This is a genomic window from Aurantimicrobium minutum (assembly GCF_029894165.1).
Classification (GTDB): Bacteria; Actinomycetota; Actinomycetes; order Actinomycetales; family Microbacteriaceae; genus Aurantimicrobium; species Aurantimicrobium minutum_A.
In genome coordinates this window covers 1,383,422-1,400,323 of sequence record NZ_JARXXU010000001.1, presented here as the reverse complement: position 1 = coordinate 1,400,323, position 16,902 = coordinate 1,383,422, and the positions used below count along the sequence as shown (strand labels likewise).

The following is a 16,902-nucleotide window of genomic DNA, read 5'->3' as shown; positions in this document are numbered from 1 at the left end:
CTTTCGTGACTTCCTCGCACGTGAGTAACTCAGCTGCGAGGAGGTTTCCCTAGAAGGAAATGAAGACGTTGGAGCCGCGCTTCTCCATTTTGCCCGCTGCCGGTGTTTGAGTTTTGACGGTCCGACGATCAAAGAGTCCGGGGTCAACATCAGTCGAGTAGCTAAAGCCGGCAGCCTGTAATGCTGCAATGGCTTCGTTGAAGTCCATGCTGCCAGTGGACACGTTGGGTACTTGGACGAGGTCAGGGCCCTTGGAGATAACCAAGCTCACGTTGGTGCCAGGAGTGACAACACCTTCTGGGACAGAGAGCGATATGACAGAGCCAGCGGCCACTGTGTCGCTAAATTCCTCCGACGTGCTACCGACAACAAGTCCTGCATCTGTCAGAGTCTTGGTCGCATCAGCGGCACTCATGCCGGCAACGGTGGGAACCGCGCCGAGGGAGACCACAAACTGAACTTCTCCACCCACAGGATATTGCGCAGGAAGTGCGGCACCATCGGGGCCGAGTGCAGAAATGACCACGCCGGTGGCGACGTCAGCCGAGAACTGTGTCACCGGATCCTTCACCACGAAGCCCACTTCTTTGGCTTTGGCAGTAGCGTCTGTGTCCTTCATGCCGGCAAACGCAGGGGTGTCAATAATCTTGGGACCGGCGGACACAATCACTTTAATGGTGGAGCCATTGCGCACAGCAGTACCCTCGGGCGGATCGGTGCCGATGACCTTGCCCTTGGCCACAGTGGAGTCGTTTTGCTCAGCTAACTCGGTGGTGAAGCCTTGTTTTTCTATGACTGCTTGCGCATCGGCAGGGGCAAGACCTGCAACGGCAGGAATGACCGAGAGGGAGCCAGGGCCCGAGCTAAAGAACCAGCCCGCTGTCGCACCCAGGAGTGCAAGAACGATGGTAAGTCCAAAGATCCAGAACCCTTTCGTTCTGCGTCCGGCAGATACTTCCTTGAGTGCCTCAACGGGGTGATCAACCGAAATCTTACGATTGAGACCTGCCAACGCACCGGTGGAATACGCAGCAGTTTCATCATCTGAGCCCACGAGCATTCCTGCGGGCATAATCATGGTCTGTTGTGTGGAGAGATCTGAATAGGTGGATCCGGTTCGAATACCCTTTTCTGCCTGCAGAAGTTTGTCCAGCAAAATGCCCGCATTTTCCGGGCGACCTTCGGGGGAGCGCGTCGTCGCCCAGGCCACGATGTCATCCAGCTCAGTGGGGACGGCAGGGTTTGCACTCGAAGGCGCCGGTACCTTGTCGTTGGCGTGCTGGTAAGCCACCTGCATGGGCTGTTCACCCTTGAAGGGCTGCTCTCCCGTGAGCATTTCGTAAATCATGATGCCAATGGCATAGATGTCGCTGCGTGCATCTGCCACGCCGCGAGTCAAGAGCTCGGGGGAGAGGTAAGCAATCGTTCCCAGCAGCGCCTGTCCAGATGCGGTGTTGGCGGTTGTGGCACGAGCGAGCCCAAAGTCACCGAGTTTGATGCGTCCGTCATCGGCCAATAACACGTTTTCAGGCTTGAGGTCACGGTGAACAATGCCCGACTCATGTGCAGCTGCGAGGCCACGCAAGACGGCATCCATGATGTCAACTGTTTGTTCGGGGGTGAGCTTGCCGTAATCCTTGAGCAGATCTCGCAGGGTAATACCGGGCAGGTATTCCATGACGAGGTAGGCCATGTCGGAATCTTGGCCCTGGTCGAAGACGTTGACCACGTTGGGGTGTGCCAGGCGAGCGGCCGAACGTGCTTCTTGCACAAAGCGTGCCTTGAAGGCACTGTCATCGGCGAGGTGGCCGTGCATGATCTTGACCGCGACGCGACGTTCCAGCCGTAAATCGGTGGCCAGATAGACCGTTGCCATGCCGCCGCGAGCAATGCGTGACTTGACCTGGTATCGACCGTCGATAAGACGACCAATCATGGGGTCTTCAGGAGCAGGAGTCACAACGCGAGTCTATGGAGGTTATCGAGCTAAAACGCTGTGAAACACCGCAGTTTTGTGGCTCGAGAGTCTTTTTCTATGCACTCACGGCGGCGGGCAGGCTACTCATCAGGCTGGCATCCGGAATGACAAGACGCTGTCCGACAACCAGACGGCTGGAACGGTCGAGACCGTTGGCCGTCATGATGGCACGAGGTTGCACGCCGTAGCTGCGAGCAATGGCTTCCAAAGTTTCTCCGGCAGATACAGAGTGGCGAATGATGCTTTCGCCAATTTCTGCAGGTTCGGTGCCACTGGTGGAGGCAGGAATGTTGAGTTGCTGTCCAGCAAACATCATTGTTTTCCAGCTCAAACCATTAGCGGCAAGGAGCTCTGCAGACGAGACTCCGTGACGTTGCGCAATGCTTCGCAACGTGTCACCTTCTGCCACGGTGTATCGGTCCGTCAAGATAGGCGCCGTGGAGTTGTGGTTGACCGCGACGTGTCGGGGAGAATTGTCAGCTTTCGCTTTGGGGAGCTTTTCAATTCGCTGGGGTTGGTCTGCATGCGCAGCTTGGCTGGAGAACAGCATGCTGGTGACAGCCGCAAGAGCGATGGGAAATGCTGCTACTTTCTTGATTTTGCGGGCTTTTTTAGGGGTCGACGCTGTCATAGCTTCGTGGGTGGAACGAAAATGTTGTCCGGCCATGAGCTACTCCTCTCCCCATTAAAAGATTCGCTAAGTCTGTAGTTCAGCTTGAAGGTTAACGTGGAGTGAACCCGGCGTGTCGAAGAAAAGGCGTTCTGTTCACAACACGGTCTTTCCTGTGGCACGCTTGAGGTGTGGCTATTACCAACCCTTCCGTAACCGAGTGGCTCACCATCCCCGATCTCATGGATGTGCTCAGCGTCTCTCACAGCAACGTTCGTCGATTAATTGAGGACAATGTTCTCGCCGCTGCCCGCATTGAAGGAGTCCTCAAAGTTCCTGCGGTCTTCATCGAAGACGGTGAACCCATGCATCAGCTTCAGGGAACCATTGTTCTTTTGCGTGACTGCGGCTTTGACGGCGATGACCTCGTGGACTGGCTGATTACACCTGAGGAAAGTCTCGGAGTCTCCCCAGTAGATGCTCTCAAGGTAGGACGCAAAGCAGAAGTGCGACGTATTGCACAGGCCCTGCTCTAAAACTTGTTAAGAAGCTCGCTGCGAGACTAGATTTGCAAGCTGTCTCAAACCAGCTGTGGCTAGTTCAGAGAAACCTGCCTGAGCGATGGCGACGTCCGCCAACGCAACTTGTTCATCGATGATCTCTTCGAGCTGAGTGATAGCACCGGTGTTTTTCAGCGTCGCCTGGAGAGTGGAAATCTGTGCGGCATCCAGTTCAGGGTCACCCAGGAGTTCATCCATCAAACGGATTGCAGAGCTGGGAAGTTCCTGCTGCGCCAAAGCAATCAGCATGGTGCGTTTGCCTTCACGCAGATCATCGCCTGCTGGCTTCCCCGTGATAGCAGGGTCGCCGAAAACGCCGAGGAGGTCATCCCTGAGCTGAAATGCAATCCCCAGTGGCAGCCCAACAGCTCGCAGAGCGTCGAGCTCACCGGCGCTTGCCCCTCCCAGTGCAGCTCCAATGACAAGGGGAGCTTCAATCGAGTACTTCGCTGATTTATAGACCACCACACGCTGGGCGCGGGTGAGAGCATCGAGTTTGTCGATGACAGGCCACGCACGCTCTTCGACGATGTCAAGGTATTGCCCCGCTGTGACGTCAATGCGCATGCGGTCAAACTCAATTCGCGATGCGCGAACGGCGGGTCTGTTCTGTTCGATCGCGATACCTGTGGAGTAGAGCTCGTCGCTAAACGCCAGAAGGAGATCGCCCAGGAGGAGGGCAGAGGAGGTACCGAAATCTTCAGAGGTGCCACTCCAGCCAGATTCACGGTGGAGTCGCTCGAAGCGGCGGTGCGCTGACGGTGCGCCGCGACGTGTGTCGGACTTGTCCATGATGTCATCGTGCACAAGTGCTGCGGCGTGAAAGATTTCCAAGGCACTCGCCACGTCGATAACGTGATCGGGCGTGTTGTCGTGCTGGGTGCCATAGCCGAGGAGTGCACAGCGGGCGCGGAAACGTTTTCCCCCGCTGAGAAACTGCCGGGAAAACTGGATAAAGGGTTCCAAATCAGGGGAGACTTCCCGCAGAATGGATTCACGGTCAGTGATGAACTGATCGAGACGAGTGTTAACTCGCTCTACCCACAGGTCTTGGTCACGCATGCGCCTAGCCTATCGAGGCAGACGAAGGTACACTGAGATGTCGAGCTAGTTTTCGCCCCACACGAGTTAGGAGTTCTAATGCCTCTATCTGAGCATGAGCAGCGCCTTCTCGATGAGATGGAGCGAAACCTGTACGGCAATGATGCAGATGTCACGTCCACTGCCTTTGTCGGGATGCCGCGTCCCAACTACCGCGCAATTACTCTCGGTGTCCTGCTTGCCCTGGTTGGCCTGGGTGGCCTCATCGCCGGTGTCATGACGCAGATGATTTTCATTGGCATCGCAGGTTTTGCCGTGATGTTCGTGGGGGTTCTCGTCGCAGCGAAGCCGGGAGTTCCAACAGCTGCGCAAGCAGCGGCACCTCGCCGATCTGCTTCCCGCGGCAACTCCTTCATGCAGCGCATGGAACAGCGCTGGGATGAGCGCGACGAGGGTCGCCTCTAGCCTCTCCGAACCCCCTTAATTCACCGCCTTTCGGGGCGGTTTTTTTGTGCGCACAAACGAGCCGATGCTATCCAAGTGCCTCCATTTCCCTCCACCCGCTTAAACCCTGTAAATTAGCGGATAACTCGACACGCCGTGGGGAATTTCTGGAGTATTTTTAACACTTGTGGTGAGAAGTGGAGTAAAGTGGAGATATCACCACAAGGCCGGTAGTGAAAGGGGGTGACGCAGATGTTCCTAGGAACCCACTCGCCCAAACTTGATGACAAGGGTCGCGTCATCCTGCCCGCCAAATTCCGCCATGAATTGGCTGAAGGAATCGTGGTTACCCGCGGACAAGAAAACTGCCTCTACGTCTTCAGCGCCTCCGAGTTCTCTGACCTGCACGAGAAAATCCGCCAGGCACCCGTCACCAGTAAGTCGGCTCGTGATTTCTTGCGCGTTTTCCTGTCGGGGGCAAGTGCTGAAACTCCTGACAGCCAGAACCGCATTACATTGCCTGCCAATCTGCGTCAGTACGCGGGGCTGGGCCGTGACCTCACTGTCATTGGTGCGGGAAACCGCGTCGAGATCTGGGACACCGCAGCCTGGAACACCTACCTGGACGAACACGAAACTGCCTTCTCCAACACCACGGAGGAGGTGATCCCTGGACTTTTCTAGTCCCTTGGTTCTGACTCCCAGCCTGAGCGCCCTGACTCCACTTCCCCGGAAGCAGGTCGAACTGGATGGGGATCAGAATTCAGGGCCAGTCCACTTCAGATCATGACTCTCAACGACATCCATACCCCTGTATTGCTCGAGCGCTGTGTTGAACTGCTTGCACCCGCACTCGACAAGCCCGGTGCTGTTCTTGTGGACGCGACCCTGGGAATGGGGGGGCACTCCGAAGCGTTCCTGACTCGTTTTCCTGAACTGACCGTGGTCGGTCTCGACCGCGACACGGATGCTCTGGCAATTGCTGGGGAGCGTCTGGCCCGTTTCGGCGACCGTGTTCACCTTGTCCACACTGTCTACGACGGGATTGCAGAAGCGCTTGACGGCTTGGGTATCAACTCGGTGGACGGGATCCTCTTCGACCTGGGAGTCTCGTCCCTCCAGCTCGACAGAGCAGAACGTGGCTTCGCGTATTCACAGGATGCACCTCTGGACATGAGAATGAACCAATCCGAGGGAATGACCGCGGCAGATGTCATTGCGACTTACAGCGAGCAGGAACTGCGCACCATTTTCCACAAGTACGGAGATGAGAAACTTTCCGCACGCTATGCCAAGGCAATTGTCGCTCAGCGTGAACTCGAGCCCATTCTTCGCTCTGGACAGCTGGTTCACATCCTCACCGTGGCAACCCCTGCAGCGCTCTCGCACTCAGGTCACCCGGCGAAGCGCGTTTTTCAGGCCCTCCGCATTGAAGTCAACCAGGAACTTTCCGTTCTGGAAGCTGCGATCCCAGCCGCACTGGGCTCACTCGCCCTCGGCGGTCGCATTGTCGTGATGAGCTACCAGTCACTCGAGGACCGCATCGTCAAGGGATTCCTCCAGGCGGCTGCAACCACTTCGGCGCCGATTGGACTTCCCGTCGAGTTGGAACAGCACAAACCTGAACTTCGACTTCTCGTCCGTGGTGCCGAACTGGCCAGTGATGAAGAAAAGCAGCGTAACCCCCGAGCAACACCCGTTCGTCTGCGTGCCGCAGAACGAATCAAGGAGGCAGCATGAGCACCACTCGCGTTACTCGACCTCAGGTGAGGCCACAGCGTATTCATACAGCTCGTTCTGCATCTCAGCGTGGAAGTTCGGCCCCCACCGTCCAAGGCAACCTGGCCCTCAAGGCGCGTACTTCACTGAACAAGGTCGCAGAGTGGCGTCCTTCTATCCAAGTTGTCGCGACCCGAGCACAACGGAAGGCACGTCCACGCGTCTTTTACGCAATCGTGACGGTCGCTGTCGTTTTCGGCATCATCATCGCGAACCTCCTTCTCTCGGTAGCAGTCGCATCCGGTGCTTATGAAATTGCAGGACTCCAGCAGTCCAACAAGGAACTAGGTCGCACCTACCAAACCATGAATCAAGACCTGGATCGCCTGGCTTCGCCACAGAACTTAGCCGCCAACGCGGAAGCGCTCGGCATGGTCAACAACAGCACTCCGGTGTATCTGCGCCTGTCCGATGGGGCTGTATTGGGAACTCCTGAGCCAGCATCCGCTAATGCAGGAGTGATTGCAGGGGCCGAAGGCGCCGTCCCTAACTCGCTCCTTACCGGTGTTTCCTTGGTTACAAAAAAGGAATCTGAAGCAAAAGCAGCCGCCGCAAAGAAGGCAGCTGAGGAAGCAGCGAAGGCAGCACCTGTAGCTGAAACAGGTGCACCCGCCAGCGCGCCTGCTGCCGCTATTCCTGCAGGGCCAGTAGCGTTGACCAACGGTCTCCCCGGCGTAGCAACGCGCTAATTCCGCCGGGAATTTTCGTCGAGTGTACGCAGGCTAAGGATTACGAGTGAAGAAGAATCCCATCAAATTCCGCACCGTTCTGGTGATGGCAGTGGTGGTTGCTCTCGTGGGACTTTTTGTTGTTCGACTGGTGGATATTCAAGTCATTCGAGCTGCGGCGCTGACACAAGACTCGGTCGATAAACGTTCTATTCCCGCCACGGTATATTCCAAGCGGGGAGAAATAACAGATAAGGACGGCAACGTTCTGGCCGATAGCGTTATGCGCTACAACGTCACGGTCTCGCCCAAGAACGCGAAAGACTTTCTTCGTCAGACAGATCGCTCTGAAGTGACCGTCACCCCGCAGCAAGCTGCGGTGGAAATTGGAACGTTAACGGGGCAAAAGCCTGAAGAAATTCTCAAGGTGATTGCTGATGCCCTAGCGGAGAACCCAAAATCTGACTTCGCGTACATCAAGAAGGCAGTGGATGTTGATACCTTCCGTGCCCTCAACGCCCTCGAGATTCCTTGGCTGTTCTATGAACAAGCGCCGGGCCGCACATACCCCAATGGTGCTGTTGCCGGTAACCTCATCGGTTTTGTGGGATCAGACGGTGCAGCACAGGCAGGACTGGAAGTTGGTTGGGACGCGTGTGTCTCCGGCATCAACGGTGAAGAAATGTACCAGCGCGGGGCCGACGGTGTGCGCATTCCTGGGAGCACCGTCACGAGTGTGAAAGCACAAGACGGTGGAACCCTCAAGCTCACAATTGACTCCGATCTTCAATGGTTTGTGCAGCAGACGTTAGCCAAGCAGGTTGATAAGTTCTCTGCGGAGTGGGGGATGGCCGTTGTGCAGGAAGCAAAAACGGGCAAGCTCCTAGCTGTTGCCGACTACCCCTCACTGGATCCCAACAACGTAGATGCCACCTCGGATGAGAACCGCGGTTCCCGCGCCTTCATGAACCCGTTCGAACCAGGTTCGACCATGAAGCCCATCACCGCTTCTATGCTCATCGATGCCGGAGTTGCAACGCCAGAGACCCAAGTCTGGGACCCCTATTACATGAAGTTCCCCAACGGTGCTGAACTCACCGATGCGAAGGAACATGCCACGTTGCCCCTCACTTTGACCGGAGTTATTGAACAGTCCTCCAACGTGGGGATGGCTCAGCTGGGTGAAACACTCGCTGCCGAAAAGCGTTACGACTACATGGTCAAATACGGCCTCACCTCCACCACGGCATCGGGCTACCCCGCTGAGTCATCTGGCATCTTGTATCCCTGGGACCAGTGGGATAACCAGACGTACTACAACGTAACTTTTGGTCAGGGTGTGGCCACGACAGCTATTCAAATGTCCAACGCCTATCAAGCCATCGCCAACAACGGCAAGCTCATTCCGGCCACGCTGGTGGAAAGCTGCACCATGGCTGATGGGACGGTAGTCAAGCCCGAAGTTCCCGAAGCCACTCAAGTCATTTCCCCCACAAGTGCTCGAACCACGGTCGACATGATGGAAAACTTTGTGACCCAGGGCTGGATCACCAAGGAAGTCACTGTCCCTGGTTACCGCGTGGCCATGAAGACAGGTACCGCCCAGCAACCCAACGGTGAGGGCGGCTACAAGGCTGAATACGTTGTCTCCAACATGGGCATGATCCCCGCAGATGATCCCCAATACATCATTTCCGTGATTATTGCTGAACCGAAAACAACCGCGACCTATGCCGTTTGTCCGCCCGTGTTCAAGGCCATCGAGCAGCAAGTCATTAAGCGTTACAGAATCAAGCCTTCACAGGGTGAAGCACCCGTGTTGCCTATCCGGTTCTAATCTCCTGCCGGCCTAGACTTGAGCAGAAGAAAGGTGGTGCTCGAGTGGGTGCTTTTGTGGGGTCTCTGAGACCTGAGCATCCTCGCATTCGGGCACTTGCTTCCCTCGTCAACGAGCTTTCCCTCTCGTCGTCCGTTTCACTCGAGGGCATTGATGTGACCGGCATCACCATGACTACTTCAGATGTGCGCGAAGGCGATATCTTCGTGGGACTTCCCGGCGCCACGGTGCATGGGGCACGCTTTGCGCAGAACGCACGGGAAGCAGGAGCTGTTGCCCTGTTGACCGATGACGCCGGTGCTCAGATTGCGGGGGATTGCGGCCTGCCTGTTATTACAGTGCCCCACGTCCGTGAGGCGATGGGAGAGATTTCTGCGTGGGTGTATCGCTCAGCAGAGTTAGATGCCACTGTTTTTGGTGTTACCGGTACCAACGGTAAAACCAGCGTGGTCTATATCCTCTCTGCGATTCTTGCCCAGCTCGGTGTCAAGAACGGGCTGAGCTCCACAGCAGAACGTCGCATTGGCGACGTGGCTGTGGTGAGTGGTTTGACCACCCCCGAATCCACGGAACTTCATGCCCTGTTGGCACGCATGGAAGAAAACTCCGTCCGTGCCGTGTGTCTGGAAGTCTCAGCGCAAGCACTGAGTAGACGCCGCGTAGATGGAATCGATTTCGACGTGGTGGGCTTTACTCATCTCAGCCACGATCACTTCGATGATTACGCCTCCTACGAGGACTATTTTGCCGCAAAGGCTGAACTCTTCACCCCTGAACGTGCCTCACGAGGTGTCGTGACTGTAGATGACCAGTGGGGTATCCGTCTTGCGGAGAATTCTCGCATTCCTGTCGCAACTCTGGCCACGATTCCCGACTCCGTGGGATGGGAATTTGCTCAGTGGCGTATGCACGTTACGCAGGAGACTCCCCGTTCCACTGAGTTCACCCTGACGGGCCCCGAGAATCGGAAGCTGAGTACTTCTGTGCCACTGCTGGGGAGTTTCATGGCTTCGAATGCCGCTCTCGCGATCGTGATGCTCGTCGAGTCAGGATTTGATCTTGACCATATTGCTCACGCGTTGAGCGCAACGGGCAGTATCGACGTGGTTGTTCCCGGTCGAACCGAGATTGTCTCCGGTGACACAGGCCCTGTGTTCTATTTGGATTATGGTCACACACCAGGAGCCTTTGCGAGTTTGCTGAGTGCAGTACGACACGTCACAGACGGCAAAGTTGTCTTCTTATTTGGCGCAGATGGAGACAGAGACACCACCAAGCGTCATGCGATGGGGCAGATAACTGCAGAGGGTGCTGATGTTGTGGTGATTACGGACTACCACCCCCGCACCGAGGACCCAGCGCTTATTCGCGCGGCCCTGATCGCTGGCGCCAGAGATGTCCCTGGGGGAGCAGAAGTTCACGAGGTGGCAGATGTGCGTGCAGCGATAGCCACCGCAATTTCTCTCGCCTCCTCTGGCGATGCCATTATTTATGCCGGCCCTGGTCACGAAACAGTGCGCGAAGTTGCCGGGGAACAAATCCCGTTTAACTTCCGCGAAGAAATACAGCACGCGTTGCGTGAGGCAGGCTACCCACCCCGAGGAGAGCGTTCAGCATGATCGCGATGACCGTGGCAGATATTGCCACCACGATGCAGGGCAGACTCGTTCTAGCCGGTACTGCAACCGAGGACACACGTGTATCGGGGCTCACGGATACTGATTCCAGGTTGATCACCCCGGGGGATATTTTCGTCGCCAAGCCCGGTGAGGTGACCGACGGTCACCTCTTCGTGCCGGCAGCACTCGAGAACGGTGCAGCACTTCTGATCGTCGATCACGAGGTGGAATCGAGTGTTCCCCAGATTGTGGTTGAGGACACGGTAGTTGCCATGGGTCTTTTGGCTACCGAGGTCGTCGCTCGCGTCCGTGCCCTCGGAAACCTCACCGTGGTGGGCATTACCGGATCTAACGGAAAGACCACAACAAAGAATCTGGTTGCCACGATGTGTGCTCAGGTTGGTCCGACAATTTATCCCCGAGATTCCTTCAACAACGAGGTGGGTGCCCCCATCACAATGCTGAAAATCACCGAAGACACCAGGTATTTGGTTCTTGAGCTGGGTGCCAGTGGACGCGGTCACATCACTCGCCTGACCACTATGGTGCAGCCCGATATTGCTGTGGTGCTCATGGTGGGTCTTGCTCACGCCGGAGAATTTGGTGGAGTTGAGGTCACGATTGAGTCCAAGCGGGAACTTGTAGAAGCGCTCGGTGCCCACGGCATAGCCATTCTGAATTCCGATGATCCACGCGTCATGTCGATGGCTCCTGCGGCACCGGGGGAGGTCATCACCTTTGGCTATGCAGCCGAGGCAACCGTGCGTGTCAGCGATGTCACCTCCAGCATTCAGGGCACTTCTTTTGATCTGCATGTACCTGGCGGAAAAACAGCACATGTGAATTTCAGTGTTTTGGGCGAACATCACGTCATGAATGCGGCAGCGGCCACCGCTGTTGCGCTCACCCTCGGTTGTGATATGGAACTCATCGTCTCATCACTGGAGTCCATCACCCGCGCGGAACATTGGCGTATGGAACTGATGGGTGGGCACGGCATCACCATTATCAATGACGCCTACAACGCCAGCCCCGACTCGATGGCAGCTGCGCTGAAAACCCTGCGTCAAGTGGCTGGCCCTGAAAACCGCACCATTGCAGTGCTCGGTGAAATGGCTGAACTGGGCCAGTATGCCGGGGAAGAAATGGATAACCTGGCGCTGCTGATCGTGCGTTTAGGAATCAACGAACTCGTGGTCGTGGGCGATGGCGCTCGTCGATTGCACATCTCCGCCATCAACGAGGGTTCCTGGGATGGTGAGTCGAAGTTCTATTCCACCCCCGATGAGGCTTACGATTACCTATCGAGCCTGCTGAAAGCAGGGGACATCGTTCTGGTGAAATCGTCGAACTCGGCGAATCTCCGGTTCTTGGGTGATCGACTAGGAGAGGCATACGCGTGAGTACCCTTCTTCTCGCCGGCGCACTCTCGCTCATCTTCACCCTGCTGATGACGCCAGTGTTCATCAAGCTCTTCCGCCGTATTGGCTGGGGTCAATTCATCAATGAAATTGGTCCCGATGCACACCACGCCAAGAAAGGCACGCCCACGATGGGCGGCATCGTCGTTGTGGTCGGTGTCATCCTCTCCTACTTCCTCGCGTCCTGGATGACGGGTTCCACAATCGAGTTGCCGGCCATTCTGGTGTTGTTCTTAATGACTGGGCTTGGTCTGGTGGGATTCATTGATGACTTCATCAAAACCCACAAAAAGCGCTCCCTCGGTCTGACCGGTTGGCCCAAGATTTTGGGACAAGTTATTGTCGCCGTGATCTTTGCCCTGTTGGCCATCAACTTCCCTGATGAAAACGGCATCACCCCGGCGTCGATGAGCATTTCGTTCATCCGCAACACGCACTTCACGTTTGCTGCTCTGGGTGGTTGGCTTGCCATTGCCGCATTCCTGGTGTGGATTATCCTCATCGTGACGAGTACCTCTAACGCCGTGAATGTCACGGACGGGTTAGATGGTTTGGCTACGGGAGCTTCCATCTTCACCATTGGTTCCTTCGTCATTATGAACTTCTGGCAGCAAAACCAGTCCTGCTTCAGCGGTCGATTAGATCCTCAAGTTGCCTATAAGTGTTATGAAGTGCGCGACCCATTGGATCTTGCCATCGTGGCCGCAGCCATCGTGGGCGGTTTGATTGGTTTCCTGTGGTGGAACACCTCACCCGCACAAATCTTCCTCGGCGATACTGGCTCGATGGCTCTTGGCGGGGCACTCGCTGCGCTGGCAATCCTCAGCCAGACTGAGCTTCTTCTGGTCATCCTTGCGGGACTGTTTGTGATTGATACCGGTTCTGTCATCGTGCAGCGCGCATATTTCAAAGTCACCAAAGGCAAGCGCATCTTCCTCATGTCACCGATTCACCACCATTTTGAGCTCAAAGGCTGGGCAGAAGTTACTGTCGTGGTGAGGTTCTGGATTATTTCCGCACTGTTCGTTGTCGCCGGTGTGGGAATGTTCTACCTCGAGTGGCTGACCCGCTAGCCCGCTGAGTGATGACTACTCCGCGTGATCTGAATACCCTGACGAGTTGGCATGCCGACTGGTCAGGTTTGCGCGTGGCTGTTCTAGGTCTGGGCGTGACCGGCTTTTCCGTCGCAGACACCCTGGCCGAGCTTGGTGCTCAGGTGATGGTCGTTGCCGCAGGTGCCGATGATCTGCGTATTCGGATGACAGAGGTCATCGGAGCGATCTATGTGCAAGAGCGTTCGGGGGAAGATAATCCTCACGAACTCGTGGAGTTTGACCCAGAACTCGTAGTTGTTTCACCGGGCTATCACCCTGACCATGCCATCGTGATGTGGGCAGCGGAACGGAACATTCCGATCTGGGGGGATATCGAACTGGCGTGGCGCGTCCGGGACAAAGTGACCACCGCGCAGTGGCTGATGGTTACCGGAACCAACGGTAAAACGACCACGGTTCAGCTCACCGCGGCCATGCTCGCCGAAGCAGGCTTCCGTGTCGCTCCGTGTGGCAATATCGGTGTTCCCGTCTTGGATGCTGTGCGTGATCCTCAAGGTTTTGACGTCCTAGTCGTCGAGCTTTCCAGCTACCAACTGCACTGGATGCAGGGGGTGCACCCCTATTCCGCAGCGGTACTCAACATCGCTGATGACCACTTGGACTGGCATGGTTCCTTTGACGCATATGTCGCTGCGAAAGCCAAGATCTTTGAGAACACCCAGGTTGCCTGCGTCTATAACAAAGCGGATAAAGTCACCGAACGTATGGTCGAAAATGCTGACGTGATGGAAGGTGCGCGAGCTATTGGTTTCGACCTCGGCGCTCCGGGCAAGAGCGACTTCGGGGTGGTGGATGGAATCCTGTGTGACCGTGCTTTCCTCGAGGATCGTCACAGCACCGCGCTCGAAATCACCACGGTTCGAGAACTCGAAGAACACGGACTTGCGGCTCCTCACCTCGTCGCCAACATCTTGGCCGCAAGTGCCTTGGCCAGGTCTTTCGGTGCGTCCACCGAAGCTATTTCTTCTGCACTGCAGAGCTTCCGTGTAGATGCCCATCGCAACGAGGTGGTGGCCCGGGTGGGCAACATCACCTGGATCGACGATTCCAAGGCCACCAACCCGCATGCGGCAGACGCTTCCCTCACGGCGAATCAATCTATTGTGTGGATTGTGGGCGGATTACTCAAAGGTGTGAACATCGACGAGCTCGTCGCGAAGCACGCGCATCGCCTGCGGGCAGCCATCATCATCGGTGTTGACCGTGAACCCGTCCTTTCGGCATTCGAACGACACGCGCCCGGGGTCACGGCCCGAGAGGTTGGAACGGATGACACTAGTGATGTCATGGTTCACGCCGTGAACTTGGCCGCAGAAGCAGCACACAGCGGTGACGTGGTGTTGTTGGCTCCAGCTGCGGCTTCGATGGACCAGTTCACTGATTATGCCGAGCGAGGACGCCTCTTCGCCCAGGCCGTTCAAGACTTAGTTGGAGGTGAGGCGGATGGCGAATCCGCCTCGCACACCTAACACCCGCAGACCAGCGGCTTCACCGCGATCTGCGCCCCGGTCGAATACTCCTGCGGCATCGCAGAAAACTCGTGCTGGTGGCTTGGCTACCAGGTTTAATTTGGGAACAGCTTTCCGCGCAGAGTCGCCTAATTTCTATCTCCTTGCCGGAGTGACCTTGTTCACCGTGATCCTTGGTTTGATTATGGTGCTGTCTGCCTCGGCCGTGGACTCGTTTCTGCAAAATGGCGGATTCTTTGCTGGATTCCTCACGCAGGCAGGTTCCGCAATCATCGCGATTCCGCTCATGCTGGGCATTAGTCGCTTACCTCTCGTGTTTTATCGCAAATGGGCCACCATTGCACTCTTCGCCACGATTGGGTTACAGCTGCTGGTCTTTACCCCGCTGGGTGTGGAGTCCGGTGGTAACCGTAACTGGCTCGATATTGGTGTTCAGTTCCAGCCTTCTGAGCTCATCAAGCTGACCATTGCGGTGTGGCTGGGTGTTCATTTGCCCACCATCATCAAACGCGTGGGTCCCTATAGCTTCCGCATCTTTCTCGCGATCTATCCGATTTATATCGCGATGTTTTTTGTGTTGTTGGGGCAGGACCTCGGAACAGCAATCATTATCTTCGCCATCATCCTGGGTTGTATCGCCTTCTCCGGCGTCGCGGCTCGAATGGTGATCGTGCCACTGATCGTGGGTGCTTTCGGTGTGATCATGTTGGCCGTGGTGAGTCCCAACCGCATGGCACGCATCATGTCCTTCCTCAACGAGAACTGCACCGACTACACCAATGCATGTTGGCAGCCATTGCATGGGAAGTGGGCTCTCGCGAACGGCGGCATCTTCGGCGTAGGTCTGGGGCAGTCCAAAGCGAAATGGTCCTGGCTGCCGGCGGCAGACAACGACTATATCTTTGCCATCATCGGCGAGGAACTTGGACTCATTGGGTGCATGGTCGTCATTCTTTTGTTCGTGCTCTTGGCGGTAGCTTTCACACGCATCATTCGCCAGGCTCAAGACCCTCTGGTTCGAATCGTGACCGGTGGAATCATGATTTGGATTGTCGGCCAGGCGTTCGTCAACATCGGTGTGGTTGTTGGGGTGCTTCCTGTTCTGGGTGTTCCGTTACCTTTGCTCAGTTCGGGTGGTTCAGCATTAATCATGTCCTTGCTGGCCATTGGTGTGGTGTTGTCTTTCACCAAGGAAGAACAACCGCTCAAGAAAGCCCCGAGTAGGCGACGATGACCAGCTATCTCCTCGCCGGTGGTGGCACGGCAGGGCACGTTAATCCGATGCTGGCACTCGCTGACGAAATTCGCCGCCGTGAACCAGATGCCCAGATTGTCTGCGTGGGAACAGCAGAAGGACTCGAAGCAACCCTCGTGCCAGCTCGAGGTTATGAACTGGTCACAATTCCACGTATTCCTTTTCCTCGTCCACGAAACCTCATACCTGCAGCTTTTCGGTTTGCCAAGGGATGGCCGAAAGCGGTTAAGGCAGTTGAATCGCTGATCGCAGCTCGTGGCGTCAACGTTGTTATCGGTGTGGGAGGCTTCGCGTCTGCGCCCGCCTATGCGGCCGCTCGCAACGCACACGTTCCGTACGTCATCCACGAAGCCAATGCGAAGCCAGGTCTAGCAAACAGGTGGGGTGCGCGTCACACCCCGTTTGTGGGAGTGACCTTTGCGGGTACGCCCTTGCCACATGCCACCACCGTGGGCACGCCGCTGCGTCACGAAATTGAAATTCTCGATATCCCGGCCACGCAGGCAGCAGCCCGCCACCATTTCGGACTCGATGTTCATCGTCCCGTTCTGATCGTGACCAGTGGCTCTCAAGGGGCTCGTTCCATCAACACCACTATTGCGGCCGCTGCCCCCGACATCATCGCGGGGGGATATCAGATTCTGCATATTGTGGGTCAGAACAAACCTGCACAACTGCCCGATCTTCCCGGTTATGTGTCCCTGGACTACTGCGACCGGATGGACCTCGCACTTGCTGCAGCATCTGCGGTCGTCTCACGTGCGGGTTCAGCAACGGTGTCAGAGCTCAGTGCACTCGGAATTCCTGCCGTGTATGTGCCTTACCCTGTCGGAAACGGTGAGCAGCGGTTCAACGCTGCCGGTGTTGTCCGGGCTGGTGGCGGAGTGCTCGTAGAAGACAAGAATTTCACTGCCTCATGGGTGAACCAGACACTCATTCCATTGTTGCGTGATGAGGCTGCTCTGGAAAAGATGAGCTCGGCGGCACGCAGTGTGGGCATGCGGGACGGAACTGCGCGCATGATGAATCTCATAGATGCCGCCCTGTCATCGGCCAAGGCTCAGCTTTCTGCGTTATAACGGAACGAGGTGTGTGGCACGCATGCG

The 16,902-nt window shown here is 56.4% G+C and carries 15 protein-coding genes; 12 read left to right on the top strand and 3 right to left on the bottom strand.

Annotated features, from left to right (window positions below):
• Window positions 1-49: 49 nt before the first annotated feature.
• Both pknB and M2119_RS07015 read right to left on the bottom strand, forming a co-directional pair.
• Window positions 50-1,960, bottom strand: coding sequence for a Stk1 family PASTA domain-containing Ser/Thr kinase (pknB, locus tag M2119_RS07020; RefSeq protein ID WP_280804220.1), 1,911 nt, complete (start codon window positions 1,958-1,960; stop codon window positions 50-52).
• A gap of 73 nt (window positions 1,961-2,033) precedes the next feature.
• Window positions 2,034-2,645: a LysM peptidoglycan-binding domain-containing protein gene (locus M2119_RS07015; RefSeq protein WP_280804219.1), complete on the bottom strand. Its 612-nt coding sequence runs from the start codon at window positions 2,643-2,645 to the stop codon at window positions 2,034-2,036.
• Window positions 2,646-2,779: 134 nt separating this feature from the next.
• Between M2119_RS07015 and M2119_RS07010 the strand changes: the two genes are divergently transcribed.
• The gene (locus M2119_RS07010) at window positions 2,780-3,124 is read left to right on the top strand and encodes an Rv2175c family DNA-binding protein (RefSeq protein ID WP_348520944.1); all 345 of its coding nucleotides are present in this window, start codon (window positions 2,780-2,782) and stop codon (window positions 3,122-3,124) included.
• 6 nt (window positions 3,125-3,130) lie between these two features.
• On the opposite strand, the gene M2119_RS07005 is transcribed toward M2119_RS07010, so the two are convergent.
• Window positions 3,131-4,210, bottom strand: coding sequence for a polyprenyl synthetase family protein (locus tag M2119_RS07005; protein ID WP_280804218.1), 1,080 nt, complete (start codon window positions 4,208-4,210; stop codon window positions 3,131-3,133).
• A gap of 78 nt (window positions 4,211-4,288) precedes the next feature.
• On the opposite strand from M2119_RS07005, the gene M2119_RS07000 reads away from it, so the two are divergent.
• The 11 genes from M2119_RS07000 (at window position 4,289) to M2119_RS06950 (ending at window position 16,875) form a co-directional block, all read left to right on the top strand.
• Window positions 4,289-4,654: a DUF3040 domain-containing protein gene (locus M2119_RS07000; protein WP_280804217.1), complete on the top strand. Its 366-nt coding sequence runs from the start codon at window positions 4,289-4,291 to the stop codon at window positions 4,652-4,654.
• A 231-nt stretch (window positions 4,655-4,885) separates the two neighbouring features.
• Window positions 4,886-5,317 carry a division/cell wall cluster transcriptional repressor MraZ gene (mraZ, locus tag M2119_RS06995; protein WP_280804474.1) on the top strand — a complete coding sequence of 144 codons (432 nt, stop codon included), beginning with the start codon at window positions 4,886-4,888 and terminating at the stop codon, window positions 5,315-5,317.
• A 102-nt stretch (window positions 5,318-5,419) separates the two neighbouring features.
• Window positions 5,420-6,373 (top strand): 16S rRNA (cytosine(1402)-N(4))-methyltransferase RsmH, encoded by a 954-nt coding sequence (rsmH, locus tag M2119_RS06990; RefSeq protein ID WP_280804216.1) that lies wholly within the window; start codon window positions 5,420-5,422, stop codon window positions 6,371-6,373.
• Window positions 6,370-7,101, top strand: a complete 732-nt coding sequence (locus M2119_RS06985) for a hypothetical protein (RefSeq protein ID WP_280804215.1) — start codon at window positions 6,370-6,372, stop codon at window positions 7,099-7,101. Before rsmH ends, M2119_RS06985 begins: the two co-directional genes overlap by 4 nt.
• Before the next feature lie 46 nt (window positions 7,102-7,147).
• A complete protein-coding gene (locus M2119_RS06980; RefSeq protein ID WP_280804214.1) occupies window positions 7,148-8,917 on the top strand; it encodes a peptidoglycan D,D-transpeptidase FtsI family protein in 1,770 nt (589 codons plus the stop codon).
• A 56-nt stretch (window positions 8,918-8,973) separates the two neighbouring features.
• Window positions 8,974-10,536 (top strand): Mur ligase family protein, encoded by a 1,563-nt coding sequence (locus tag M2119_RS06975; protein ID WP_280804213.1) that lies wholly within the window; start codon window positions 8,974-8,976, stop codon window positions 10,534-10,536.
• Window positions 10,533-11,939, top strand: a complete 1,407-nt coding sequence (locus M2119_RS06970) for a UDP-N-acetylmuramoyl-tripeptide--D-alanyl-D-alanine ligase (protein WP_280804212.1) — start codon at window positions 10,533-10,535, stop codon at window positions 11,937-11,939. Before M2119_RS06975 ends, M2119_RS06970 begins: the two co-directional genes overlap by 4 nt.
• On the top strand, window positions 11,936-13,030 hold the full coding sequence (gene mraY / locus M2119_RS06965) for a phospho-N-acetylmuramoyl-pentapeptide-transferase (protein WP_280804211.1): 1,095 nt from the start codon (window positions 11,936-11,938) through the stop codon (window positions 13,028-13,030). The genes M2119_RS06970 and mraY overlap by 4 nt, the downstream gene beginning before the upstream one ends.
• A gap of 11 nt (window positions 13,031-13,041) precedes the next feature.
• A complete protein-coding gene (murD, locus tag M2119_RS06960; RefSeq protein ID WP_280804210.1) occupies window positions 13,042-14,541 on the top strand; it encodes a UDP-N-acetylmuramoyl-L-alanine--D-glutamate ligase in 1,500 nt (499 codons plus the stop codon).
• A complete protein-coding gene (locus tag M2119_RS06955; protein WP_280804209.1) occupies window positions 14,516-15,775 on the top strand; it encodes a peptidoglycan glycosyltransferase FtsW in 1,260 nt (419 codons plus the stop codon). The genes murD and M2119_RS06955 overlap by 26 nt, the downstream gene beginning before the upstream one ends.
• Entirely contained in the window at window positions 15,772-16,875 is a 1,104-nt protein-coding gene (locus M2119_RS06950) for a UDP-N-acetylglucosamine--N-acetylmuramyl-(pentapeptide) pyrophosphoryl-undecaprenol N-acetylglucosamine transferase (protein WP_280804208.1), read from the top strand. The genes M2119_RS06955 and M2119_RS06950 overlap by 4 nt, the downstream gene beginning before the upstream one ends.
• Window positions 16,876-16,902 lie beyond the last annotated feature (27 nt).

Excerpts from the sequence above, each read along its gene's own strand:
- M2119_RS07015 (WP_280804219.1), bottom strand. The coding sequence starts at position 2,645 with ATGGCCGGACAACATTTTCGTTCCACCCACGAAGCTATGACAGCGTCG.
- M2119_RS07005 (WP_280804218.1), bottom strand. The coding sequence starts at position 4,210 with ATGCGTGACCAAGACCTGTGGGTAGAGCGAGTTAACACTCGTCTCGAT.
- M2119_RS07000 (WP_280804217.1), top strand. The coding sequence starts at position 4,289 with ATGCCTCTATCTGAGCATGAGCAGCGCCTTCTCGATGAGATGGAGCGA.
- mraZ (WP_280804474.1), top strand. The coding sequence starts at position 4,886 with ATGTTCCTAGGAACCCACTCGCCCAAACTTGATGACAAGGGTCGCGTC.
- rsmH (WP_280804216.1), top strand. The coding sequence starts at position 5,420 with ATGACTCTCAACGACATCCATACCCCTGTATTGCTCGAGCGCTGTGTT.
- M2119_RS06985 (WP_280804215.1), top strand. The coding sequence starts at position 6,370 with ATGAGCACCACTCGCGTTACTCGACCTCAGGTGAGGCCACAGCGTATT.
- M2119_RS06970 (WP_280804212.1), top strand. The coding sequence starts at position 10,533 with ATGATCGCGATGACCGTGGCAGATATTGCCACCACGATGCAGGGCAGA.
- murD (WP_280804210.1), top strand. The coding sequence starts at position 13,042 with ATGACTACTCCGCGTGATCTGAATACCCTGACGAGTTGGCATGCCGAC.
- M2119_RS06955 (WP_280804209.1), top strand. The coding sequence starts at position 14,516 with ATGGCGAATCCGCCTCGCACACCTAACACCCGCAGACCAGCGGCTTCA.
- M2119_RS06950 (WP_280804208.1), top strand. The coding sequence starts at position 15,772 with ATGACCAGCTATCTCCTCGCCGGTGGTGGCACGGCAGGGCACGTTAAT.